General features: G+C 38.3%; 24 protein-coding genes, 8 tRNA genes and 1 rRNA gene. 29 read left to right on the top strand and 4 right to left on the bottom strand.

The window, feature by feature from the left end; genetic code table 11:
- Positions 1 to 43 precede the first annotated feature (43 nt).
- Entirely contained in the window at positions 44 to 844 is an 801-nt protein-coding gene (locus tag B5473_RS01285; RefSeq protein ID WP_079523308.1) for a YwqG family protein, read from the bottom strand.
- A gap of 481 nt (positions 845 to 1325) precedes the next feature.
- On the opposite strand from B5473_RS01285, the gene B5473_RS20565 reads away from it, so the two are divergent.
- Positions 1326 to 1463, top strand: coding sequence for an Lmo0850 family protein (locus B5473_RS20565; RefSeq protein ID WP_176141992.1), 138 nt, complete (start codon positions 1326 to 1328; stop codon positions 1461 to 1463).
- 95 nt (positions 1464 to 1558) lie between these two features.
- On the opposite strand, the gene B5473_RS01280 is transcribed toward B5473_RS20565, so the two are convergent.
- Positions 1559 to 2749, bottom strand: coding sequence for an FtsW/RodA/SpoVE family cell cycle protein (locus tag B5473_RS01280; protein ID WP_079523307.1), 1191 nt, complete (start codon positions 2747 to 2749; stop codon positions 1559 to 1561).
- A gap of 293 nt (positions 2750 to 3042) precedes the next feature.
- On the opposite strand from B5473_RS01280, the gene B5473_RS01275 reads away from it, so the two are divergent.
- The 4 genes from B5473_RS01275 (at position 3043) to B5473_RS01260 (ending at position 7134) form a co-directional block, all read left to right on the top strand.
- Positions 3043 to 3792, top strand: coding sequence for a hypothetical protein (locus B5473_RS01275; protein WP_079523306.1), 750 nt, complete (start codon positions 3043 to 3045; stop codon positions 3790 to 3792).
- A gap of 98 nt (positions 3793 to 3890) precedes the next feature.
- Positions 3891 to 4964 (top strand): D-alanine--D-alanine ligase, encoded by a 1074-nt coding sequence (locus B5473_RS01270; protein ID WP_079523305.1) that lies wholly within the window; start codon positions 3891 to 3893, stop codon positions 4962 to 4964.
- 12 nt (positions 4965 to 4976) lie between these two features.
- Positions 4977 to 6347 (top strand): UDP-N-acetylmuramoyl-tripeptide--D-alanyl-D-alanine ligase, encoded by a 1371-nt coding sequence (locus tag B5473_RS01265; protein WP_079523304.1) that lies wholly within the window; start codon positions 4977 to 4979, stop codon positions 6345 to 6347.
- Between the two features lie 91 nt (positions 6348 to 6438).
- Entirely contained in the window at positions 6439 to 7134 is a 696-nt protein-coding gene (locus B5473_RS01260) for an alpha/beta hydrolase (RefSeq protein ID WP_079523303.1), read from the top strand.
- Between the two features lie 154 nt (positions 7135 to 7288).
- Here B5473_RS01260 and B5473_RS20560 read toward each other — a convergent pair whose 3' ends face one another.
- Complete coding sequence (locus tag B5473_RS20560; protein WP_176141991.1) at positions 7289 to 7462, bottom strand: hypothetical protein; 174 nt, start codon at positions 7460 to 7462, stop codon at positions 7289 to 7291.
- Positions 7463 to 7498: 36 nt separating this feature from the next.
- Here B5473_RS20560 and B5473_RS01255 point away from each other — a divergent pair, with 36 nt between their 5' ends.
- The 3 genes from B5473_RS01255 (at position 7499) to B5473_RS01245 (ending at position 11221) form a co-directional block, all read left to right on the top strand.
- A complete protein-coding gene (locus tag B5473_RS01255) occupies positions 7499 to 9043 on the top strand; it encodes a DEAD/DEAH box helicase (protein WP_079523302.1) in 1545 nt (514 codons plus the stop codon).
- A gap of 227 nt (positions 9044 to 9270) precedes the next feature.
- On the top strand, positions 9271 to 9750 hold the full coding sequence (locus B5473_RS01250; RefSeq protein WP_079523301.1) for a PH domain-containing protein: 480 nt from the start codon (positions 9271 to 9273) through the stop codon (positions 9748 to 9750).
- Positions 9743 to 11221 (top strand): PH domain-containing protein, encoded by a 1479-nt coding sequence (locus B5473_RS01245; RefSeq protein ID WP_079523300.1) that lies wholly within the window; start codon positions 9743 to 9745, stop codon positions 11219 to 11221. Before B5473_RS01250 ends, B5473_RS01245 begins: the two co-directional genes overlap by 8 nt.
- A gap of 45 nt (positions 11222 to 11266) precedes the next feature.
- On the opposite strand, the gene B5473_RS01240 is transcribed toward B5473_RS01245, so the two are convergent.
- Complete coding sequence (locus B5473_RS01240) at positions 11267 to 11890, bottom strand: rhomboid family intramembrane serine protease (RefSeq protein WP_079523299.1); 624 nt, start codon at positions 11888 to 11890, stop codon at positions 11267 to 11269.
- A gap of 90 nt (positions 11891 to 11980) precedes the next feature.
- Between B5473_RS01240 and acpS the strand changes: the two genes are divergently transcribed.
- The 21 genes from acpS to B5473_RS01135 form a co-directional block, all read left to right on the top strand.
- Positions 11981 to 12334: a holo-ACP synthase gene (acpS, locus tag B5473_RS01235; protein ID WP_079523298.1), complete on the top strand. Its 354-nt coding sequence runs from the start codon at positions 11981 to 11983 to the stop codon at positions 12332 to 12334.
- Between the two features lie 65 nt (positions 12335 to 12399).
- Entirely contained in the window at positions 12400 to 13392 is a 993-nt protein-coding gene (locus B5473_RS01230; RefSeq protein ID WP_079523297.1) for a LolA family protein, read from the top strand.
- A gap of 181 nt (positions 13393 to 13573) precedes the next feature.
- Positions 13574 to 14692 (top strand): alanine racemase, encoded by a 1119-nt coding sequence (gene alr, locus B5473_RS01225; protein WP_079523296.1) that lies wholly within the window; start codon positions 13574 to 13576, stop codon positions 14690 to 14692.
- Between the two features lie 166 nt (positions 14693 to 14858).
- Entirely contained in the window at positions 14859 to 15146 is a 288-nt protein-coding gene (locus B5473_RS01220; protein WP_008405780.1) for a hypothetical protein, read from the top strand.
- A gap of 4 nt (positions 15147 to 15150) precedes the next feature.
- Positions 15151 to 15501 (top strand): type II toxin-antitoxin system PemK/MazF family toxin, encoded by a 351-nt coding sequence (locus B5473_RS01215; RefSeq protein WP_008405778.1) that lies wholly within the window; start codon positions 15151 to 15153, stop codon positions 15499 to 15501.
- A gap of 271 nt (positions 15502 to 15772) precedes the next feature.
- Positions 15773 to 16174 carry an anti-sigma regulatory factor gene (locus B5473_RS01210; protein ID WP_079523295.1) on the top strand — a complete coding sequence of 134 codons (402 nt, stop codon included), beginning with the start codon at positions 15773 to 15775 and terminating at the stop codon, positions 16172 to 16174.
- Positions 16175 to 16187: 13 nt separating this feature from the next.
- On the top strand, positions 16188 to 17183 hold the full coding sequence (locus tag B5473_RS01205; protein WP_079523294.1) for a PP2C family protein-serine/threonine phosphatase: 996 nt from the start codon (positions 16188 to 16190) through the stop codon (positions 17181 to 17183).
- Positions 17184 to 17249: 66 nt separating this feature from the next.
- Positions 17250 to 17582, top strand: coding sequence for an STAS domain-containing protein (locus B5473_RS01200; protein WP_079523293.1), 333 nt, complete (start codon positions 17250 to 17252; stop codon positions 17580 to 17582).
- Positions 17582 to 18052 carry an anti-sigma B factor RsbW gene (gene rsbW, locus B5473_RS01195; RefSeq protein WP_014822539.1) on the top strand — a complete coding sequence of 157 codons (471 nt, stop codon included), beginning with the start codon at positions 17582 to 17584 and terminating at the stop codon, positions 18050 to 18052. The genes B5473_RS01200 and rsbW overlap by 1 nt, the downstream gene beginning before the upstream one ends.
- Entirely contained in the window at positions 18030 to 18815 is a 786-nt protein-coding gene (sigB, locus tag B5473_RS01190) for an RNA polymerase sigma factor SigB (protein WP_079523292.1), read from the top strand. Before rsbW ends, sigB begins: the two co-directional genes overlap by 23 nt.
- A gap of 127 nt (positions 18816 to 18942) precedes the next feature.
- Positions 18943 to 21114: a Tex family protein gene (locus B5473_RS01185; RefSeq protein WP_079523291.1), complete on the top strand. Its 2172-nt coding sequence runs from the start codon at positions 18943 to 18945 to the stop codon at positions 21112 to 21114.
- A 75-nt stretch (positions 21115 to 21189) separates the two neighbouring features.
- Positions 21190 to 21657, top strand: a complete 468-nt coding sequence (locus B5473_RS01180) for a SprT family protein (protein WP_079523290.1) — start codon at positions 21190 to 21192, stop codon at positions 21655 to 21657.
- A 195-nt stretch (positions 21658 to 21852) separates the two neighbouring features.
- Positions 21853 to 21928: transfer RNA gene (locus tag B5473_RS01175), tRNA-Asn, on the top strand.
- Between the two features lie 5 nt (positions 21929 to 21933).
- Positions 21934 to 22008 (top strand) — tRNA-Glu (locus B5473_RS01170).
- Between the two features lie 30 nt (positions 22009 to 22038).
- Positions 22039 to 22114: transfer RNA gene (locus B5473_RS01165), tRNA-Asp, on the top strand.
- A 5-nt stretch (positions 22115 to 22119) separates the two neighbouring features.
- A tRNA-Gln gene (locus B5473_RS01160) sits at positions 22120 to 22194 on the top strand.
- Between the two features lie 4 nt (positions 22195 to 22198).
- Positions 22199 to 22274: transfer RNA gene (locus B5473_RS01155), tRNA-Lys, on the top strand.
- A 54-nt stretch (positions 22275 to 22328) separates the two neighbouring features.
- A tRNA-Leu gene (locus B5473_RS01150) sits at positions 22329 to 22414 on the top strand.
- A gap of 10 nt (positions 22415 to 22424) precedes the next feature.
- Positions 22425 to 22501 (top strand) — tRNA-Arg (locus B5473_RS01145).
- Between the two features lie 19 nt (positions 22502 to 22520).
- Positions 22521 to 22594: transfer RNA gene (locus B5473_RS01140), tRNA-Gly, on the top strand.
- A gap of 198 nt (positions 22595 to 22792) precedes the next feature.
- Positions 22793 to 22885 (top strand): 16S ribosomal RNA (locus B5473_RS01135); the annotation flags it as partial.

Genomic DNA, 22885 nt, shown 5'->3' with positions numbered 1-22885 from the left:
AAAACAAAAAAAGAAACACTTCAAGCGAGTGCTTCTTACTGCTTTAATATTCCTCAACATGGAAGTAAATATCCGAGAAATCACGTTGTGCTAATTTTTTGGAGTTAATGAAGAAGCTGATAATCCCACTATCTCCCCACATAATATTTTGCTCATCGTTTGAAACGATTTGCAGTAATAATGTGTCGTAGTGCTGTAAGTAGCGCGACGTTTTCCTGAAGTCCTGATGTATAAAATACGGATAGCCGCCAATTTTATGCTCCGCTGCTAAATAACTCTCCAAATATACATCCTGAAATGAACGGTCATCCAATGTAATGGGTGCATCCATTATTTCAGGATTAAAATAATTATTTAAACGGTAATCCATTGCAGACACTGGTTCAAATTGTGTTTTTGGAATGAGCTTCATCTCCTGCTGAATCGGGAAACTGCTGATGTTTACGTCTTCTAAATATGTGAAATCATGAATAAATTCATTATAGTGACCTTGATAAGGTATATATTGGACTTTAAAAGAACGACATTCCGAATGTGATTTTTCCCTTTCATAACATTGCTGTGGAATATAAAATTGCAATATACCATCTTGTGGAAATGGATGGTCAAGCTGAATCTCCGCAAAGTTAAGCTGTGCCAAAAACAGCATATAGCGATTTTGATTGTCTTTAGGGTGTTCCATTTTATTTGTTAGAAAAGGAAGACCGGCAAATTTACTTTCATGTAAAAACGCAGGCTGTTTCACCGGTTTTAAAATTGCTACTTGTTCGGCTGAATGACTTAAACTCGTATGATAATGGATCAATTCTTTTGGAATATAAATATTTTTTTCTATATGTGACATTTGAAGTTCCTCCTACTGAAGTAACATCTATGTGAAATGATGAATTAAAAGGCCCGAACGGATAAAAATTTGTTTATTCCAAGTCGGAATTACTTCACAAAAATGGGTATGATATTTTCAATATTTCCACTTGTAATTTTTGTTAAACGTAGTTGGAAATATAATGCAATTCATTTTAACTACACGTGGAAAATAAAATTATTAAATAACATGTATTCGAGAAGATTATGTAAATTATTTCAAAAGTAATTATAAAATTTACTAGAAAAAATTTTCTCTAAAATAAATTTATATAGGTTTATTATTGTTAATAAACGGTTAAGTTTAATTATGTTTTAGTTTTGTCACAAAACAGGAAAGAAAAATAAGCTTATACGTGGTAACATATGAAGTAGTACAAGGTCTGACCTTATAAATTTGAAACTTTTAACATGAAATATCGTTATATATATTAACAAAGGAAAGTTTGAGGTGTAATCAAATGGCGAAAGAGATTGATTTAAAGCGTATTGTTACAAACTTATCAAAATTAGGTGTTACGGCGACAGTTACGAAATCTCGTCTTGAGCTTTTAAAAGTTTTAACACCACCAACACAAACTCCACAAACGCAAAATTAATGAAAATTAGGTGTGATGAAACCCCGTTTGTCATACGTTAATTTCATATGAAGCAATAGGAAAAGGACCCGCGGTATACACGGGTCCTTTTTGTTTTATTCATCGTCAGGATCATTTGTTGTAAACATATACGTACGGTAATGATACTTCATACTATAGACTAGACCGATCGCTAAGGCATTCCCCATCATCGAACTACCTCCGTAGCTAATGAAAGGTAACGGAATACCTGTAATCGGCAGAAGTTGTATCGTCATACCGATGTTTTCAAATACATGGAACGTAATCATAGCGATAATCCCTGCACATACATAAGTACAGAATGGATCTTTTAATAACAAAGTCATCTTCGTTAAGTGATAGATTAACAGGAAGTATAGACAAATAACAGCGCTTGCGCCGATAAAGCCCCACTCTTCACCAATTACAGCAAAGATAAAGTCTGTATGGTTTTCCGCAACATATACTTCACGCGCCATGAATCCTTTACCGAAAACCTCACCGGAGCCAATCGCATTTAGTGAAGTAATTAAATGATAGCCGTCTGAAGTCGCATACTCATAAGGATTAATCCATGAGTAAATACGGGCGAATTGGTATGGTTGGAAACCAAATGTCTTTTCCAGGAAGTCCTGCATATACAGTGCCATCCATAATAACGAACCGCCAACAAGTGCAGCACCGCCAAAAAGCGGTAAAATAATTTTCCAAGTTACACCTGCGACAATCACAAGTGCTGCAGTAATTGCAAAGAATACTAGCGCAGAACCTAAATCCGGCTGCATCATAATGAAGCCAAGCGGTATTGCCAACGTTAAACAAATTTTACCGAGCAGCAATAAATCGGATTTAATCGTTTTAATCTGGTAATTTTCATTGTGCTTACTAATTAAAAAGGCAGAAGCTAAAATGTAGAATGTCTTCATAAATTCGGCAGGCTGAATATTACCGATTGGTGTTTTGAACCAGCTTTTTGCTCCGTTTGTTTCAACAGTTAAACCAGTTGAAGTCGGAATAACGACAAGGGCAACTAATAGCAAGATTCCGAAACCGTAAAGCGGCCATGCCATTTTTTTATACTGATCAGGGTCAAAGTACATGACAAAGGCCACAATAAAAGCAAAAATAGCATAGTTTATTATTTGCTTCGGTATGAAATTTATTCCATATTGACCTGAAGTTTGTGCAGATGCGATTGCCAGCACACTTACCCCTAAAAATATGATGAGGATAGTAGTAAGCGGCCAGTCGAACCGTTTATTAAAATTATAATTGTTTGTATCCATTCGTTTCACCTTAAATTATTAAATTTAACCCGTTAAAGGGTCAGAAGATACCAACAAATTGAAGGTTCTTTATATGGGCACAACATTTCCCGGTAAAAGAATTGCAGATATAGGAAAGTTTTCACGGAAATTGCTGTAATGTTTTAAGCTTTATTTACTTTATCATATTCTTATAAAAATTACTTTAGTAAGACTAATTTAAAAGTTGGACGAAACAGGTGAGAAAATGTTTCAAATTTGAATGAGAAGTCATATAATAATCATATTATTCATATTAAAGGGGCGTGCAAATCGTGGCGAAGAAAATGAAATCTGCTGAAGATTTTATGCATCATTTATATATTCATATGAACGATGTCGAACATTTTGTTATTTATAGTGGTCTTACACTGAAGGAATTTATGGTTTCGGTCGAGCCCGTAAAAAATGTTCTGTTATTAAAGCACGCCTACGACAACGGCTCTTTTAATATGCATACACAATTTGATTTTGTAACAATTGAAGATATGCGCGATTTTCTGAAAAAGGAAAGCGACTTAAAGAAAGATTTATGCTGGGTAGATTTTACGACAGAGAAAAACATTAATACGTTAACTCCCCTTGAACAGGCAGAGCTCCTGTATTTTAGTCATAAGCGTGAGCCGCTTGCATCGCCATTTTTCAACAAATTGCAAAATCGCTATGCTTATTACTCATCTGTAACTGACAAAATGACAAAAGTATATTATCGTTTTATAGGCGATTCTGAAATACTCGTTTCGAATCTATTTAATCAAATGATAAGAGATAAAGAAGGTGTTGGGAGCTTTTGGAGAAGAAAGAATAAAAACAACTCACCGACAATCGATCCTTCTACATTAAGACAATATCGGCCTTTTGCTAAAGAAGGTGCATTGCTGTCATTATATAAACTAGATAAACCAAATTCCCATTATGCAATCGAAATCCGAGTGCTGAGTGATTATGATTATCCGGATGAAGTTTGGGATGATTTAGATGAAATATTAAAACAAGGCTATGATGAATTAATACAAATTAGTTGACACTCACAGCGAACAGGGCAGTGGGTGTTTTTTATCCGATTTCAGCGTTTAGTGTATTCGTGATAAAATAAGGTTAGTGAAAACTGGAGGTCAAAAAAATGAAAAAAAGAATTGGTTTATTATATGGTGGTAAGTCAGCCGAGCATGAAGTATCACTCTCAACGGCAAAAGCAGTAACGCAAGCAATGGATTTTAATGAGTTTGACGTTTTCCCGATTTTTATAACATTGAAGGGTGAATGGCGTGTTGGACCTCAATTAACAGAACCCGCTCAAACGATTGAACAATTGCAATTTACAACGGCAACAGACCAGTCTGAAAATAATATTACGCAATTTATTGCAAAACATATGGAAAGTCCATTCGATGTAATCTTCCCTTTACTGCATGGTACGAACGGTGAAGATGGAACAGTACAGGGCTTTTTGGAAGTGCTGAACATTCCTTATGTAGGTAACGGTGTTCTTGGTTCAGCAGCAGGTATGGATAAAGTAGTTATGAAGCAATTATTCGAAATGGCAAATTTGCCGCAATTACCTTATGAATATTTTATTCGAAGTGAATGGGAGCGGGAGAAAGAAGCTTGGATCAAAAGATGCGAACAGTCTTTAGGCTATCCGATGTTTGTTAAACCAGCTAACTTAGGATCAAGTGTAGGAATTAGCAAGGCGACGAATGCAGCGGAACTAGAAAAAGCTGTCCAATTTGCACTGCAATATGACCGCAAAATTGTCATTGAACAAGGCGTAACAGCTAGAGAAATTGAGCTTGCTGTGTTAGGGAATGATACACCGAACGTTTCAATAGCAGGTGAGATTAAGCCAATGACTGAGTTTTATGATTATGATTCAAAATATAAAGATGGTTCGACAGCATTAATTATTCCGGCCCCATTACAAGACGATGTTTATACAGACTTAGTAGATATGGCGAAAAGAGCGTTTAAAGCGATTGACGGAGCGGGATTAGTGCGCGCAGATTTTTTTGTAACTGAAAACAACGAAATATTCATCAATGAAGTAAATACAATGCCAGGATTTACACCGGTAAGCATGTATCCTTTATTGTGGCAGCATACGGATGTAACATATCCACAGCTAATTAAAGAGCTGATTGATTTTGCGCTTGAACGTTATACAGAAAAACAACAGCTTCAATACAACAGAGATTGAGTGGGATAAAAAGTGAAAAAAAGTTTACAGCAAATTGCAACATGGTTAACGATAGAAAATCAGTCATTTCCTGAAACGATTGTCACAGGTATTTCCATTGATACACGGACAATTGCAAAAGGGGATTTATTCATTCCTTTCCGTGGAGAAGCCGTAAATGGGCATCGTTTTGTTGAGCAGGCATTTGAAAAAGGCGCGGCAGCTTCTTTATGGATGATCGATGAGCCAAATCCACCGAAACATTTGCCACTAATTTTCGTGAAAGACCCAGAGCTAGCACTTCAGAAAATGGCAGAGTGTTACCGTAATGAGCATCAAGCGACATTTATCGGGATTACTGGCTCAAACGGGAAAACGTCTTCAAAAGATATTTTGGCGGGAGCTCTTTCTCCATATTTTAAGGTCCAAAAAACGATCGGGAACTTTAATAATCAGCTCGGTTTGCCGATTACGATTTTACAGCTTGATGAGGATACGGAAGTTTCCGTATTGGAAATGGGGATGAGCGGTTTCGGTGAAATTGAATTTTTAACGAAGCTTGCACGACCGCATTATGCCATTATTACAAATATCGGTGAAGCGCATATGCAAGATTTAGGATCACGCGAAGGGATTGCAAAGGCGAAGTTTGAAATTGTAAAAGGATTGTCTGAAGAAGGAGTTCTTTTCTATGATGGTGATGAACCGTTACTTCAAAACTTAGTTGCAAAAACACCGCAATTAAAAACACAGGCATTTGGCTTTAGCCAAGCGCAAAGTTTAGCAGCTTCACAAATAGAAGCGACAGCACAAGGAAGCAGTTTCCATGTAGATGGAGTAATCCAAGGTGATTTCTTCATTTCGGTTTTAGGCGAGCACCAAGTGAAGAATACATTAAGTACAATGCTGGTAAGTAAGGCATTAGGTTTGACTGACGAGCAAATCCGCGAAGCATTAAAGAAAGTAGTTTTAACAGATATGCGGATGCAGCTTGTTCCGGTCGGTGATTTATTATTTATTAACGATGCGTACAATGCTGCGCCAACGTCGATGCATGCTGCAATCCAATTTGTCGAGCAAACGACAATCCGCAACGAAAAGTGGCTTGTACTTGGTGATATGCTCGAGCTTGGAAATGATGAAAAGCAGATGCATGAAGGAATTGCCGCACATATTCATCCTGAAGAAATACGCTATGTTTGCTTGTATGGCCCGCGCATGAAATGGCTTTATAATAAACTGCAAAAAACATTTGATGCTGAGCATTTAGTGTATTCCGAGAATGAGTACGCACCGATTATCGAAAAAATTCAGTCTCATGCAACAAACGAGTCCATCCTTTTAGTAAAAGGTTCTCGTGGAATGCAGTTGGAGAAAATTATCCATTCAATCGAGTTAGCCTAGTGCTAGCTCGTTTTTTTAGCGCAAAAACTTTTTTCGACTTTAAATGTCGCTTATTATAGATAGTAACAGCTTAATGGAAGCAGGTGATTGGATGAAAGTCGGCGTCCTGTTTTTACATGGATTTTCAGGTGGACCGTATGAAGTCCAGCCTTTTGCGCATTATATAGAGCAACGAATAGATTGGGTCGTAAGTATTCCGACGTTCTCCGGTCACGGTGATGCAGAGCATTTGGCTATGAAAGGCTATAAAGCAGAACATTGGATGATGGAAGCGGAAATCGCATATCGGCAGTTGAAAAAGCAAGTCGATGAAGTCATCGTCGTCGGTTTTTCAATGGGTGGTGTCATTGCGATGTACTTATCTATACGTTACCCAGTAAAAAAGTTGGTACTCCTAAGTGCTGCAGCAAAATATGTGAGTCCTACACAGTTAGTAAAAGATGTTCGAGCAATTGCCCAAGATATGGTGCATAAAAAGTTAGAAGAAAACGAATTGTTTGCACGGTACAAATTTAAATTTAAAAATGTCCCGTTAACAGCAACGATTGAATTTATGAAGGTCGTGAAAAAAACGGAGCCTTATATAAAAAACATTCAGTGTCCTACCTTCATTGTACAAGGGGAGCTGGATGGAATTGTGCCAAGTGCAACCGCCCAAATATTATTTGAACAAATTCAGTCGCAACAAAAGCAAATGTATATTTCAGATTGTGGAAAACATCATATTTGTTACAGTGATGATTGTGAGCAATGGTTTGATCAAGTGTATCAATTTTTATTGGAGTAATAAATATCTGACTATTTTGATACAAAGCAATATCATTGCATACCGTTACAACCCATGTTAGACTAATAAAAGCAATGGATACATTTTGTGCGAAGACTCTTCAGACTTATGGGTGAAGAGTGCTTTTTTTTGATAAACGGTTTTATTCTATTTTTTACAAATGCAACACCCAATTAGAAACGGTAGAATTGAACCGCTCGGCAATGACCGGGCTTTCCTTTTCATATAAGAGACTCTGCAATGAAGCAGAGAGAATTTTTAAGTAACGGAAACGTTCCACATACAATGGCTCGAAATTTGCCGCCATTTCATCTGAAAATGTAACCATTTGTCAACTTATACAGGAAAAAGGAGAATGAAGAGTTTGACAAATTTTTCAGAATTAAACATTAGTGAATCGACATTACGTTCTATTAAGCGTATGGGGTTTGAAGAAGCAACACCAATCCAAGAAGGTACAATTACGTTTGCAATGGACGGCCGTGACGTTTTAGGTCAAGCACAAACAGGTACTGGTAAAACAGCTGCGTTTGGTATTCCTTTAATCGAGAAAATCGATCCAAAAAATCCAAACATCCAAGCTTTGGTAATTGCTCCGACTCGCGAATTAGCAATCCAAGTTTCAGAAGAACTTTATAAATTAGGTTATGACAAGCGCGTAAAGTTATTATCAGTTTACGGTGGTCAAGAAATCGGCCGTCAAATCCGCGCATTAAAAAATAAACCACAAATTATTGTAGGTACACCAGGTCGTATTCAAGACCATATTAACCGTCGTACATTACGTTTAGACGAAGTGCAAACTTTAGTCTTAGACGAAGCGGACGAAATGTTAAACATGGGCTTCATCGATGATATCAATGCGATTTTAGAAAACGTACCATCAGATCGCCAAACATTACTATTCTCAGCGACAATGCCTCCAGCAATTCGCAAAATTGCAGAGACATTCATGAAAGATCCTGAAATCGTAAAAATTAAAGCAAAAGAATTAACAATGGAAAACATTGAACAATTCTTCGTAAAAGCAACAGAGCGTGAAAAATTCGATGCTTTATCTCGTTTACTTGACGTTCAAAAACCAGAACTTGCAATCATTTTCGGTCGTACGAAGCGCCGTGTTGATGAATTAAGCCAAGCTTTAGGTTTACGTGGCTTCTTAGCTGAAGGTATTCACGGTGACTTATCTCAAGCGAAACGTATTTCAGTTTTACGCCAGTTCAAAGAAGGTAAAATTGACATTTTAATCGCAACAGACGTAGCAGCTCGTGGATTGGATATTTCAGGTGTAACACATGTTTACAACTTTGACATTCCCCAAGATCCTGAGTCTTACGTTCACCGTATCGGTCGTACAGGCCGTGCTGGTAAATCTGGTGTTGCAGTAACATTCGTAACACCTCGTGAAATGGGTTACTTACGCATCGTAGAAGAAACTACGAAAAAACGTATGACACCTTTACGTCCACCAACATCTGAAGAAGCATTAGTAGGCTTACAAGAAGATGCAATGCAATCATTGGTGGAATTAGTTCAAAATAATGATTTAGGTACTTACCGTGAGTTAGCTGCTAAGTTATTGGAAAATAACGATGCACTTGACTTAGTGGCAGCAGCACTTAAATCAATTACTAAAGAACCGGATGCTACACCAGTATCATTATCTGAAGAGCGTCCATTACCAATGCGTCGTGACCGTTCACAAGGTGGCGGAGGCCGCGGCCGTGGCGGTAATGACCGTAACCGTGGTGGCAACCGTGGCGGTGGTGACCGTCGCGGAGGAGATCGCCGTCGTGAAGGTGGCGGAAGCCGTTCTGGTAGCGGAAGCCGTGATGGAGGTCGTCGTGAAGGCGGTGCTCGTCGCGAAGGCTCTCGTGATCGTCGTCCACGTCAACGTCGCGAAGACTAAAACTATTTCAACACACCAACGATTTCTCGTTGGTGTGTTTTTTTGTGGAAAATTTTATACAAATATATTTTCCGGGAAATAAAATTTTTATAAATTATTTAACAAATTTACCAATTAACTATACTATGAGGGAGAGGGGATTGTTTTTGTCATCCTAGTTAGAACATATTGAAACATTTAAGCAGTTAATACGTATAGCATAATATAGAGAAAGAGGTGTAAGGCTAGTGAGAGAACAACCAAAGTTTCAGTTACCTAAAAAAGCGCAAACAGTGTGGCGACTATATGGAATCATTCAAACTTTTATTATCGCTCTTTTAACAGGCGGCATCGTATTTTTAACAGTTAAATTTGATTGGCCGCAATGGATTATGTGGATTGCCATCGCGCTCGTATTGTTATCAGTTGCGTTTTCAGTTATTGTATTCCCGAGCATCCGATGGAAAATTTGGCGTTATGAAGTACGAGAACAGGAAATTGAAATTCAAAGTGGCCTGTTTGTCGTAAAACGGACATTAATACCGATGGTGCGTGTTCAACATGTTGATACAGAGCAGGGACCGATTTTAAAAAAATACATGTTAGCGAGTATATCGATTTCTTCGGCGGCAACAGTACATACGATTCCTATGTTGAAAGTTGAAGATGCCGATGAATTGAGGACAAAAATCTCTGAACTTGCAAGGGTGGCGGAAGATGATGTCTAAAGACAAATATAAACTTCATCCTGTAACGGCAATCATCAATGTTGTAAAGGCATTGAAAGATCTCCTTATCCCGATCATTATCATTGTTGCGGCGAACGGCTTTAATTTTAATTTGGACTATCGAAGCGAAACGTTTTTCAGTGAGATGATCCCGCTCTTAATTTTAGTTATCGTCTTATCGGTAACGGTAGTGAGCGGTTTGATTAAGTGGTGGACATTTGTATATTGGTTTGAAGATAGTGAACTCCGTGTGGAATATGGTCTGTTTATAAAGAAAAAGCGTTATATTCCATTTGATCGCATTCAAAATTTGAATTATAAAGAAGGTATTTTTCACCGGTTGTTCAAGCTTGTACAAGTACAAGTGGAAACGGCGGGAAGTAAAGATGGGAAACCTGAAGCGGAACTGACAGCGGTAACGAAAGCTGCGGCAGACGAAGTGGAAATTCAAATGAAAAAGGCGAAACAGAAACTGCCGATTGAAAGTGACATAGGGCAAATGGTTGAAGTTGAAGAGCCAGAGCCGGAATCAGTAGTTTTACACAAAATGAAAATACCGGAGCTGTTACTGTTAGCGACGACTTCCAGCGGTGTGGGGGTAGTACTTGCCGGTGTCTTTGCAGTTCTTTCGCAATTTGCGGAGTTTATTCCTTTTGATCTGATATATGATGAATTGGCATTTTTAGTGGAATACGGCTTTATTGTTGTCATGATTTTAATCGCGCTTGCGCTAATACTGGCATGGGGAATTTCTGTTGGCTTGACGTTTTTAAATTATTATAACTTTACGGTCAGCAAGGAGCATGATCGTCTAATTATTACGCGGGGATTAATCGAAAAAAAACGTGTGACAATTCCGTTAAAACGGGTGCAGGCAATTAAACTGGCGGAAAACCCTTTCCAGCAAATGCTCGGCTTAGCATCTGTTGCGGTAGAAAGTGCTGGTGGAGGATTTAGCGGGGAGAATGATAAGAAAATCATTTTATTTCCATTGATTGCAAAAAAAGAGGTGTTTACACCATTGGCAGAACTGTTTCCTGAATATGATTTTGAAGTTACCCAACTTATTCAGCCGCCAAAAAAAGCACAACCTTTTTTCTATCGGATCGATTTTGTATGGTTAGTTCCGTTAATCGGTGCTATTTCTTACTTCTTCTATCCATATGGACTGTTGTCATTATTGCTAATCGTGCCGATCATTCTACTTGGAAGATGGCAATTTAAGACGACTGGATTTACGGTGAAAGATCAGCAAATTACGATCGTCTCGCGTCTTGTAAGCCGTGTAACATTTTATGCTATAAAAAAGCGAGTACAAATTACGCAAGGTAGTCAAACCTATTTCCAGAAGCGACGGGATATTGGGTCTGTAAAAATTGTAGTGATGTCAGGTATGCTCGGAGCTTCTGCTACAGCGCGTCATATGGAGCAACAGGAAGTAGAAAGAGTACTGTCCTGGTATGAACATTAAAAAACAGGATCCGCGAAGAAGTTTTACTTTTCGCGAATCCTGTTTTTATTTTACCCGTCTAATGGGCTGTTTGCGCCAGCGTCCCATATTTTTAGGATTAAAGTAAACAACCCCTAAAATAAAGCCGGTAACTAAACCGCCTAGATGTGCGGCAATATTAATATTTGGTGTTAAAAATGTCATAATAATACTAATCACTATTAATGGCAATATTATTTGTCTTAACTGCGGGAATAAATGTCTAGTGTAATAAACAAGGGCCCCGAACGCTCCGAAAATTCCGTATAGTGCTCCACTTGCACCTACGCTTGCATAATAGGCATCTTGTGTTGCGTAAGTAGCAGCAACACCAAAAATTCCGGCTAAAAAGTAAATTGTTAAAAAGCGCATTTTGCCGGCGATTTTCTCAAGTTCCGGACCAAATAAAAATAGGGAGAACATATTAAAAAGAACGTGCATAAAACCTGCATGTAAAAACATGGACGTAATAATACGCCACCATTCACCGGCTGCAATGAGTCCATTTACGCTCATACCGGCATAAAGCAGATCTTCGCCGAAGCCCGGTATTAATGTTAGGACGAAAACAATTAGATTAATTGCTATAATTGACGATACGACCGGATATAACGTAATGTACTGTTTAAAATTTTCTCTACGAATAAACATGTTCCACCTCAATTAAGTCGATACAAAATAAAACGTATTTTTATTCATTATACATTGGAGTAATGATTAAAAGAAAGGGAGAGCTATTAAATGATAAAAGGGATTGGTTTAGATTTAGTAGAATTGGACCGAATTAAAAAAATGATTGGACGTTCAGAAAAATTTGCTCAAAGAATTTTAACAGATAGGGAACTGGCCATTTTTAATTCGTTATCGGATATGCGCAAAGTGGAATTTTTGGCAGGTCGTTTTGCTGCAAAGGAAGCCTATTCAAAAGCAAATGGCACAGGAATCGGTAAAGGCTGTGAACTCCATCAAATAGAAATTTTAAAAACGGAGCAAGGAAAACCTGTATTATACTTCGATGGTGAACTGGTGAACGGGTTTATATCCATTACTCATACGCGTACGACAGCAGTTGCTCAAGTAATCTTAATGCAATAATACATACATGGACACCTTGGCTCATATAGTAATTTATCGAAATAGATAATCGAAAGGGTGAATCTTTGAAACTACGACTGCTAGTAGTTGTCGTTTGTTGTCTCTTTTTGGCGGCGTGTGGAAAAGCTACAAAGGATGAAGTGATTGAAGATGTTAACAAGAAGTGGAATGACGCCAAAGGTTATGAGTTAAGTGCTTCGATGGAAGTTCGGACAGGCGCAGAGCCACGTGTTTACGATGTAAAAGTTTGGCATACAAAACCGGATTTTTACCGAGTGGCAGTTAATCCAAAAGGTGAGTCAGAACAGCAGTTGATCGTTCGAAATGAAGAAGGTGTCTTTGTTGTCACGCCATCATTACGTAAAACGCATAAATTCCAAAGTGAATGGCCAAAGCAAAACAGTCAGGCGTATATAATTGGTGCATTGGCTGAAGATTTGTTGTCAGATTCAAAAGCGGTAATGACTGAAGATGATGCAAGCTATACTTTTGAAGTTGCGACTCGAAACGTAGACCAAACAGCATTACCGGTTCAGCAAATTGTAGTCGATAAGAAAACGATGCTTCCGACAAAAGTTAGCGTTATGGATGAATCTTTACAAGAACAAGTTGTCATTACATTTGCAGACATTAAACTGGGAGTGCAGCATACTGCGGAAGAATATGCGGTAGAAAAATTCTCTGAAAAAGAGGAAAAGAAAGCTGCATCAGCAGAAGTGGTAGATACAGAGTTTAGTGTGTATTATCCTACGATTGACTGGGCCCATACAAAGCTGACAGATGAGTTTGAAGTGCAGGAAGATGGAAATACACGAGTTATTTTAACATTTGAAGGGGAAAAGCCGTTTACATTAATGCAGCAGCCGATCCAATCCGATGATACAATATTACCTGTATCCGGGGACCCGGCAGATTTAGGATATACAATAGGGGCTATTACTGATAATTCAATTCAGTGGGACAAAGATGGCATGACCTTCTTTATCGCTTCCACAAAATTAACGAAGGATGAATTATTGGAAGTAGCTGCAAGTGTGCAGGAAAGTAGTATAAAATAAATTATAATTATGTCTTTCTAAACTTGTTTTTAAATTGTATTTTATGGTTATATTTAATAAGAGACATCTTGCGCATACTAGCGCAAGATGATTTCTTTCGTATACAGATTTAAAAGTGGTTGACTGAAAATTACATAAATAACAGTAAGTTTAAACTTATAAAAAGAGGGTAAAAATCGAAATGGATACTCCAATTTATTACAGACCAACAAAAGCAGTAATTCATCTGCAAGCAATCACACATAACCTTGCTTCACTACGAAATTATATAGGACCGAATATCCAAATTATTGCTGTCGTAAAAGCAAATGCATATGGTCATGGAGATGTGGAAGTTGCAAAAACGGCAATTGAGGCCGGTGCAACAATGCTTGCTGTCGCAACACCCGACGAAGCAGTACATATTAGAGAGAATTTTAAGGAAATCGATATTTTAGTGTTAGGTGCTTCACCGCATGCTTTTATTCCGTATGCATCAGCAGAAAATATTATCCTTACTGCCTTTTCAACAGAATGGCTCCAAGAAGCACAGCAGTATACACCGCTGTTAAACCAGTTAAGACTTCATATTAAAGTTGATTCGGGCATGGGACGTATCGGTGTATCTACTAAAGAAGAACTATTGGAGTTATATACAATGATTAATTCTTCCGATGACTTTTTAGTGGATGGAATTTTTACGCATTTTGCTACTGCAGATGAAGAAGATTCACTGTACTTTGACAATCAAGCTACCCTATTCAAGGACTTTTTAGGTGCACTGCCACAAAAGCCTCGTCTTGTTCATGTTGCCAATACAGCTACCGCATTAGTAAAAGATCCTTCTTTGCATTATGATGCGGTACGTTTCGGTATTTCCATGTACGGATTGCTTCCTTCAGGTTATGTAGGCACAAAATTGCCATTTCCGATTAAGCCGGCATTTTCTCTACAGACCGAACTTGTACATATTAAAAAAATGAAGGCTGGTCAATCGGTAGGTTATGGTGCAACATATACGGCAGAAAAGGACTGCTATATCGGTACAATACCGATTGGCTACGCAGATGGTATGATTCGTAAGCTTTCAGGCCAAGAAGTGCTTGTTGGAGGAAAAAGAGCGAAAATTGTCGGCAGAATTTGTATGGATCAAAGTATGATTTTACTTCCGGAAGCATATAATGTTGGGGAAGAAGTTGTACTGATAGGCTGCCAACAGCAAGAGGAAATCACGATAGATGATTGGGCTCATAAACTCCAAACAATTAATTACGAAGTGCCATGTGTAATAACGGCTAGAGTTCCTAGGGTATATAAATAAATCGATGTAATATTACTGCAAATAACTTCAAATATACAAAACAAGTATGTCCATATTTATTCCTTTATTGCGAGAATTGTCAGTTTTTTAATTTTCCTGTCTTTTCATTGTAGTCAATCAATGATAGAATGAATGGGAAATGGGATGTTCGGTGGAGGTGCTTGTTTTGTACGCGAAGGAATTAGTAGAAGTAGAAGAAGTAGTAATTGACATACCAAATGAGCTAGTAACGCAATTCGAAAGAACGTTTGGGCGTAATACTGAGAATGGTTATATGATGGCGTATTTGGCGACTCAAAATTATACAAAGCATATGCAACCAAATCAAATACGGGAAGCTTTAATAAAGGGCTATGTGGAAATGTCGCAAATTAATCTGACAATTTGCAGTGAGTGCTTGCATGCAGAGTATGAAGCGGAACATATGGTGGAGCGTCTCGTAAGCGGGGGATGACAATTTGATTGTAAAACGTGGAGACGTTTTTTTTGCTGACCTATCACCGGTGGTAGGGTCGGAACAGGGCGGGACTAGACCCGTTCTTATTATTCAAAATGATATTGGAAATCGCTTTAGTCCAACTGTCATAATAGCTGCAATTACTGCGCAAATTCAAAAAGCAAAGTTACCTACACATGTTGAAATCGATGCGAAAAAGTATGGTTTTGAGCGTGATTCGGTAATTTTGCTTGAACAATTGCGTACAATTGATAAATCGCGATTAACAGATCGTATTACTCAGCTAGATGCAAAACTAATGCAAGAAGTAGATATCGCTCTTAATATTAGTTTAGGACTTGTAAAATTTTAATACATAAAAAAACATCGAAACTATCGTTTCGGTGTTTTTTATTATTATAAATAGAAGTCCCCTATACATTTTAGGTAAATAGTAAACTGTAATCATGCAACTTTGTAATATTTTACTTAAAATTATAATATAGCAAAAATATGGTTGAAAACTTATATCCAACTAAACTACAAGGATAACATATGGTATAATGTAAAAATTAATAATTCAAAAAACTGATACTATACGTTAACTCCATAGAAAGAAAAAGTAGGAAATTGGGGGCACTATGATGAATACGAAATCTACCGTAGAGATTGTAACAGAATGGGATATTGTAGCTGCACGCCAACTTGGACGTAACGAGGCGAAAGCAATTGGCTTTGGCGCGGTAGATCAAGCTCGAATTACGACGGCGATAAGTGAACTGGCTCGAAATATTTATTTATATGCCCGTGCCGGGGAAGTGACAATAGAACGTATTAGTAATGAAGAGAAAGTTGGCCTTCGCATAATAGCGGCAGATAAAGGACCAGGAATAAGCAATTTAAAAAAAGTGATGGAAGACGGCTATTCAACTTCAGGCGGGCTTGGAGCGGGCTTGCCGGGAGTCAAAAGACTAATGGATACAATGGACATCCAATCCACTGTAGGAAATGGAACGACGATAGTTATCGAAAAATGGGTAAAGTAGGATGTGATAAAATTTGAAAGAGCTGCAAATACAATATCAAAAAATCTTATCGGATTTTTTGGCAAACCAAACTGAGCGAAATTTGTATATAGGACAAAACTTTATTCGACAGTTAATTCAAAAAAAAGTAGCTCCAGAAGAGGTCATCAATATCCACAAATATGCGATAGAACAAATTTATCCAGATCTGCCAGAAGATATTTCGCATAGCTATGATTTTTTAATTGAGATTATGGTGCACTTTGGTTTAACTTTAAAGGAGCATCAAAGTTTACTGGAACAGCAAGAAGAACTGCGAATGGAGATGAATGTCGCTACAAAGATCCAGAATATGATTCTCAGAACAACAGTACCTATGCTTGATCAGATTGATATTGGGATGCTGTCCGTACCAATCCGCAAAATGAATGGTGATTATGTTCACTTCTTAAACAACAATGATTCGGTTGTCAGTGTAGCTGTGACAGATGTTGTTGGAAAAGGTGTGCCTGCAGCCCTGTGCATGTCTATGGTCAAATATGGGCTTGATACACTTGAGTACGCAACAAAAGATCCATCTTACATTTTAGAAGTGTTAAATCGTATTATCGAAAAAAGTGTTGATGATAGTATGTTTGTCTCGATGTTTTATGGGACATACAATATTGAGGAAAGCAAATTTACATATGGGTCGGCTGGGCATGAGCCTGCTATATATTATAATGCCCGTAAAAAAACTTTCTTTGATTTGGAATCGAAGGGTTTACTATTGGGTGTTATGCCGGAAGTGACATATCCACAGTACGACATTTGTTTGGAAGAAAATGATTTTATCATTATGATTACAGATGGTGTAACGGATTTTCGCAAGCAAGGAGAGCTGGATCCTCGGGATGTTATTAAAAATTTGGCATTAAGTTGTAACCATCTTTCAGCACAGGAAATGTGTGAGGAAATGTACACCTATTTGAAAAACTTGCCTGATTTCGAATTAGAAGATGATTTTACGGTTGTTATTTTTAAAAAATAAAAAATTTATGTTTAAAATCCGAGGATTCGGGAAAAGTAATTAGGTTTATAATGGAGGTGTCTAATAATGAATGTTAATGTTCAATTTAGAGAAGATGGAAACGTATTAAAAGGCTATATCGAGGGTGAAATCGATACGTATACAGCCCCGATATTACGCGAAGAGCTGGAAACAGTTCAAATTGTAGAAGGCCGAAAAATCGAATTGGATTTATCAAAAGTAAATTATATGGACAGTACAGGATTAGGAATATTTGTTGCATTTTATAAAAAAGTTACGAAGGAAAATGCATCACTAAAATTAGTGAATTTATCCAATCGTTTAGTGAGATTGTTTGAAATTACAGGATTAAGTGAATTAATGAGTATTGAGATTGATGAGGAATTGGAGTTGAAATGATGAGAGCATTTGACTATATTGAAATTCGAGTGCCTGCCAAATCGCAATATGTAAGTGTAATACGGCTAACAATTTCAGGATTAGCGATGCGAGTTGGGTTTACTTATGATGAAATAGAAGATTTAAAAATTGCTACAAGTGAAGCGGTGACAAATGTTGTTCACCATGCTTATAAAGCAAACGAGGAAGGCGAAGTTGTAATCGGGTGTGCATTATTTGAGGACAAGATTGAAATAATGGTCGCAGATTACGGTGTAAGCTTTAACTTTGAAGAGATCAAATCAAAAGTTGGTCCATATCATGAAAATGAAAACGTAGCATTATTACGTGAAGGTGGATTAGGAATTTATTTAATGGAGACTTTAATGGATGAAGTGAAATTAAATAACGAAGGTGGCGTCACTGTTTTCATGACAAAGTATGTCTCGAGAGAGCAGGTGAAAGGAAATGTCGAAAGAATCACTACCTAAAAATACATCAAAAGAAGAAGTACTAAATTGGATTGCAGAATATCAGGCAAGCGGCTGTGAAGATTCACAAACAAATCTTGTGCTCCATTATCAGCAGTTAGTCGAGTCGATTGCACGCAAATATTCACATGGTAAATCTTATTATGATGATATTGTACAAGTAGGGATGCTTGGCTTATTAGGTGCGATCCGACGATTTGACCCTTCTTTTGGCAGAAGCTTTGAGGCGTTTGCAGTTCCGACTATCGTAGGTGAAATAAAACGCTTTTTACGTGATAAAACTTGGGACGTACATGTTCCGAGACGTATTAAAGAATTAGGACCTAGAATCAAGGCAGCTGTCGAAGCATTAACGACATCGCTACAACGCTCTCCATCCATTACAGAAATTGCAACATATTTAGAAGTACAGGATGAGGACGTACTGGAAGCGATGGAAATGGGCCGAAGCTATCAGGCGCTTTCGATGGACCATTCAATCGAATCGGATTCTGATGGTAGTACTGTTACGTTATTTGATGTAGTCGGTCGAGAAGATACAGGCTATGAAGTGACAAACCGCCGCATGATTGTAGCAGATGCGATGAATGTTTTAAATGAACGTGAGCGACAAATTATCCAATTAACTTATTTGGAACAGCTTAGTCAAAAGGAAGCCGGAGAAAGACTCGGTATATCCCAAATGCACGTTTCGCGAATTCAACGTAAAGCAATTAAAAAATTACAAGACGCCATTACAGCAAGTGGCGGCGTCTCATTATAAAGTTTAAGAGTCTACTAGTATAAATTAGTAGGCTCTTTTTTCATGCATAAATTCAAAGCTTTTTTGGGAAACAATACAAATGGAATGGTACACTAAAAGAAAGTTCGAAATTTAAAGGAGTGGCATGATGGATCAACAAAAAATGTTACAAATAATCGCAAAAGATGCGAAAGTGGAACCAAAACAGGCAAAAGCGGTTATTGGACTACTGGAAGAAGGTAACACAGTACCTTTTATCGCACGTTATAGAAAAGAAATGACAGGTTCACTTGATGAAGTTCAAATTAAGGCAGTGGAAGACCGCTACCATTACATACAACAGCTCGAAACACGAAAGGAAGAAGTGCTGCGACTGATCGATGAGCAAGGTAAATTGACGGATGAACTAAAAACAGCTATCCAAGCATCAACGGTTCTTCAACGTTTAGAAGATTTGTACCGACCATTTAAACAAAAGCGCCGTACAAAAGCAACGATCGCCAAAGAACGGGGTTTGGAACCATTAGCTGAAGAACTGTTAAAGTTTAAAAAGCGTACTTTGGAAGAAATGGGGGCGCCTTTTATAAACGAAGAGCAAGGTGTTACTGGAATTGATGAAGCATTGGCTGGTGCACGAGATATTTTAGCAGAGCGATTTGCCGATGATGCTGCAATTCGTGAAAAGCTACGTACCCTATCCTGGCGGGAAGGCAAGCTTGTAACAACGGTAAAAAATGCGGAAAAAGATGAAAAACAAGTATTTGAAATGTATTACGAATATGAAGAACCTGTTCACCGAATTGCACCTCACAGAATCCTGGCGGTAAACCGCGGTGAAAAAGAAGATGTAATACGTGCAGCAATTGAAGTTCCAATCGATAAAGCAACAATACAAATGGAAAATCATTTTATTCCTAGAAATTTTGTAGGCCCTTCTGTAAATGAAGTAAAGCTGGCAATTGCGGATAGCTATAAACGATTAATTAAACCGTCTATTGAAAATGAGCTTCGAGCAGAACTTTCAGCAAAAGCAGAAACTCAAGCGATTCATATTTTCTCGGAAAATCTACGTAACTTATTATTACAGCCGCCAATGCGCGGTAAAATGGTTCTTGGTGTAGACCCTGCATACAGAACAGGCTGCAAGTTAGCGGTAGTCGATGAGACGGGCAAGATGATTGAAGTGGGCGTTATATATCCTCACACTACGTCGGATCCTTCAAAAGCGAAAGCAACAGTGAAGGCATTATTAAAGAAATATCCGATTAGTATTATTGCGATTGGAAACGGGACAGCCTCCCGTGAAACAGAACAGTTTATTGCGGAACTGCTGAAAGAAATAGACGGAAACATTGCATATGTCATTGTCAATGAGGCAGGGGCATCCGTATATTCTGCTTCCGAAGTGGCACGAGCAGAGTTTCCGGATTTACAGGTGGAACAACGGAGTGCTGTATCGATTGCTCGTCGATTACAAGACCCTTTATCAGAGCTTGTAAAAATTGATCCGAAAGCAGTCGGTGTAGGACAGTATCAGCATGACGTTTCGCAAAAGCAGCTCGCAGAATCACTGACGTTTATTGTGGAAACAGCGGTAAACCAAGTTGGGGTAGATGTAAATACAGCTTCGGCCTCTCTTTTACAATATGTATCTGGACTTTCGAAAACGGTAGCTGAAAATATTGTGACGATGCGTAGTGAAAACGGACAATTTACATCACGTGCACAACTGAAAAAAATCCCGCGATTAGGTGCTAAAACTTACGAGCAGGCAGTCGGTTTCTTGCGTATTGCAGATGCCAAAAATCCGTTAGATGCTACAGGTATCCATCCGGAAAGTTATAAATTAGCCGAAGCTGTATTGGAGGCAGCAGGATTAACGAAAAAGGATGTCGGAACGGCAAAAGCCGAAGAAGCGATCAGCAAGTTAAATTTAACAACATTAGGTGAGTCATTAGAAGTAGGGGAAGTTACATTGAAAGACATTGTCGATACATTAATGAAACCTACCCGTGACCCTCGTGATGCTTTCCCGCAACCGTTATTAAAAACAGATGTACTTCAAATGGATGATTTGCAAGTTGGAATGGAGCTGCAAGGGACCGTCCGAAATGTTGTAGATTTTGGAGCATTTGTCGATATCGGGGTTAAGCAGGATGGACTTGTCCATATTTCCAAATTGCAAAAAGGTCGTGTTAAACATCCATTAGATGTTGTTTCTCTTGGGGATATCGTGACGGTTTGGGTAGAAAAAGTGGAAGCAAATAAAGGTCGTATTTCTTTAACGATGTTAACTCCTGAAAATCAACATAGCGTGTAAAGAGCATGATTTTCAATTATAATAAAAAGCGCATAGCTGAATATGCGCTTTTTATTAATTTAAGGGGGTTGGCATATGACGGACGAACAGGCACAAAAGTTAGTGGAACAGTTATCAAATGACTTTTTTAATCGACCGTTTATTCATAAAGCTTATTTTAATAGTCGCTTGAAAACGACTGGCGGTCGGTATATGTTAAGCAGCCACAATATCGAACTTAATAAAAAACTATATGATCATTTCGGCATAGAGGAGTTAAAGGGTATTATTTTACATGAACTTTGCCATTATCATCTTCATATTTTGGGGATGGGTTATAGGCATGGTGATGCAGATTTTCGGAATCTATTGAAAAAAGTAGGCGCGCCACGTTTTTGTTCTACATTGGAACAGCCTAAAGAAAAGCCGAAACAAAATACTATACATATATATAGCTGTACGAACTGCGGACAAATATATAAAAGAAAAAGAAAAATGGATGTAAAAAAATACTGTTGCAGTATGTGCAAAGGTAAAATTAAATTTCTACACAGTGAAAAATAATTTTAGAAATGATGTTTAAAAATAAGTGAATAATGGTATACAGTATTTATGTTGTTTTTTAGAGAACATGATTTTTGCTCTATAAATAGGAAGAGATTTTTTCTTTAAATTTTTTTAGGAAAAGTGTTGACGAAAAGGAAATCGCTCTCTATAATAGTAAAAGTCGACAAGATGATGTCGCAACGAAGTAATTATTCCGAAGTAGCTCAGTTGGTAGAGCATCCGGCTGTTAACCGGCAGGTCGCAGGTTCGAGTCCTGCCTTCGGAGCCATTAATGGCCCGTTGGTCAAGTGGTTAAGACACCGCCCTTTCACGGCGGTAACACGGGTTCGAATCCCGTACGGGTCACCACTTATATTTTAATAATGAAGATTTACTAATGGTCCCGTGGTGTAGCGGTTAACATGCCTGCCTGTCACGCAGGAGATCGCCGGTTCGATCCCGGTCGGGACCGCCATTTTTTGGGGTATAGCCAAGCGGTAAGGCAACGGATTTTGATTCCGTCATGCCCTGGTTCGAATCCAGGTACCCCAGCCATTTAGAGCCATTAGCTCAGTTGGTAGAGCATCTGACTTTTAATCAGAGGGTCGAAGGTTCGAGTCCTTCATGGCTCACCAGTTTTCATGTTGACAAATTATTTCAGAGATGTATAATAATTATTGTCGGATGAAGCGGTCGTGGCGGAATGGCAGACGCGCTAGGTTGAGGGCCTAGTGGGGGCAACCCCGTGGAGGTTCAAGTCCTCTCGGCCGCACCAAAAATTCCCGGCGCCCGTAGCTCAATTGGATAGAGCGTCTGACTACGGATCAGAAGGTTATGGGTTCGACTCCTGTCGGGCGCGCCATAATTTACTATAATATAATGCGGGTGTAGTTTAGTGGTAAAACCTCAGCCTTCCAAGCTGATGTTGTCGGTTCGATTCCGATCACCCGCTCCAGTTTTTATTTTAAAAAACTGTTGACATCTAAATGAAGATGTTATAAGATATAAAAGTTGTCACTTGAGGCAACGAAATGAACCTTGAAAACTGAACAAGCAACGTTAATGAAACAAGCTTCTTAAATGAAGCAAACAATAGATTTTAACTTCTAACGAAGTTGGATCGCTAGCAAAGCAAATGAGCTTTCAAACTACTTTTATGGAGAGTTTGATCCTGGCTCAGGACGAACGCTGGCGGCGTGCCTAATACATGCAAGTCGAGCGGACGAACTTTTGGTGCTTGCACCTT

Origin of the sequence: Solibacillus isronensis, from assembly GCF_900168685.1 — a bacterium.
In the GTDB taxonomy this organism is placed as follows: Bacteria; Bacillota; Bacilli; order Bacillales_A; family Planococcaceae; genus Solibacillus; species Solibacillus isronensis_A.
This window is presented reverse-complemented; position numbering and strand designations above follow the sequence as displayed.

Bases quoted from the DNA above. Each gene is read 5' to 3' on its own strand.
- B5473_RS01285 (WP_079523308.1), bottom strand. From the start codon at position 844: ATGTCACATATAGAAAAAAATATTTATATTCCAAAAGAATTGATCCAT.
- B5473_RS20565 (WP_176141992.1), top strand. From the start codon at position 1,326: ATGGCGAAAGAGATTGATTTAAAGCGTATTGTTACAAACTTATCAAAA.
- B5473_RS01280 (WP_079523307.1), bottom strand. From the start codon at position 2,749: ATGGATACAAACAATTATAATTTTAATAAACGGTTCGACTGGCCGCTT.
- B5473_RS01270 (WP_079523305.1), top strand. From the start codon at position 3,891: ATGAAAAAAAGAATTGGTTTATTATATGGTGGTAAGTCAGCCGAGCAT.
- B5473_RS01260 (WP_079523303.1), top strand. From the start codon at position 6,439: ATGAAAGTCGGCGTCCTGTTTTTACATGGATTTTCAGGTGGACCGTAT.
- B5473_RS20560 (WP_176141991.1), bottom strand. From the start codon at position 7,462: ATGGTTACATTTTCAGATGAAATGGCGGCAAATTTCGAGCCATTGTAT.
- B5473_RS01245 (WP_079523300.1), top strand. From the start codon at position 9,743: ATGTCTAAAGACAAATATAAACTTCATCCTGTAACGGCAATCATCAAT.
- B5473_RS01240 (WP_079523299.1), bottom strand. From the start codon at position 11,890: ATGTTTATTCGTAGAGAAAATTTTAAACAGTACATTACGTTATATCCG.
- acpS (WP_079523298.1), top strand. From the start codon at position 11,981: ATGATAAAAGGGATTGGTTTAGATTTAGTAGAATTGGACCGAATTAAA.
- alr (WP_079523296.1), top strand. From the start codon at position 13,574: ATGGATACTCCAATTTATTACAGACCAACAAAAGCAGTAATTCATCTG.
- B5473_RS01210 (WP_079523295.1), top strand. From the start codon at position 15,773: ATGAATACGAAATCTACCGTAGAGATTGTAACAGAATGGGATATTGTA.
- B5473_RS01200 (WP_079523293.1), top strand. From the start codon at position 17,250: ATGAATGTTAATGTTCAATTTAGAGAAGATGGAAACGTATTAAAAGGC.
- rsbW (WP_014822539.1), top strand. From the start codon at position 17,582: ATGAGAGCATTTGACTATATTGAAATTCGAGTGCCTGCCAAATCGCAA.
- sigB (WP_079523292.1), top strand. From the start codon at position 18,030: ATGTCGAAAGAATCACTACCTAAAAATACATCAAAAGAAGAAGTACTA.
- B5473_RS01185 (WP_079523291.1), top strand. From the start codon at position 18,943: ATGGATCAACAAAAAATGTTACAAATAATCGCAAAAGATGCGAAAGTG.
- B5473_RS01180 (WP_079523290.1), top strand. From the start codon at position 21,190: ATGACGGACGAACAGGCACAAAAGTTAGTGGAACAGTTATCAAATGAC.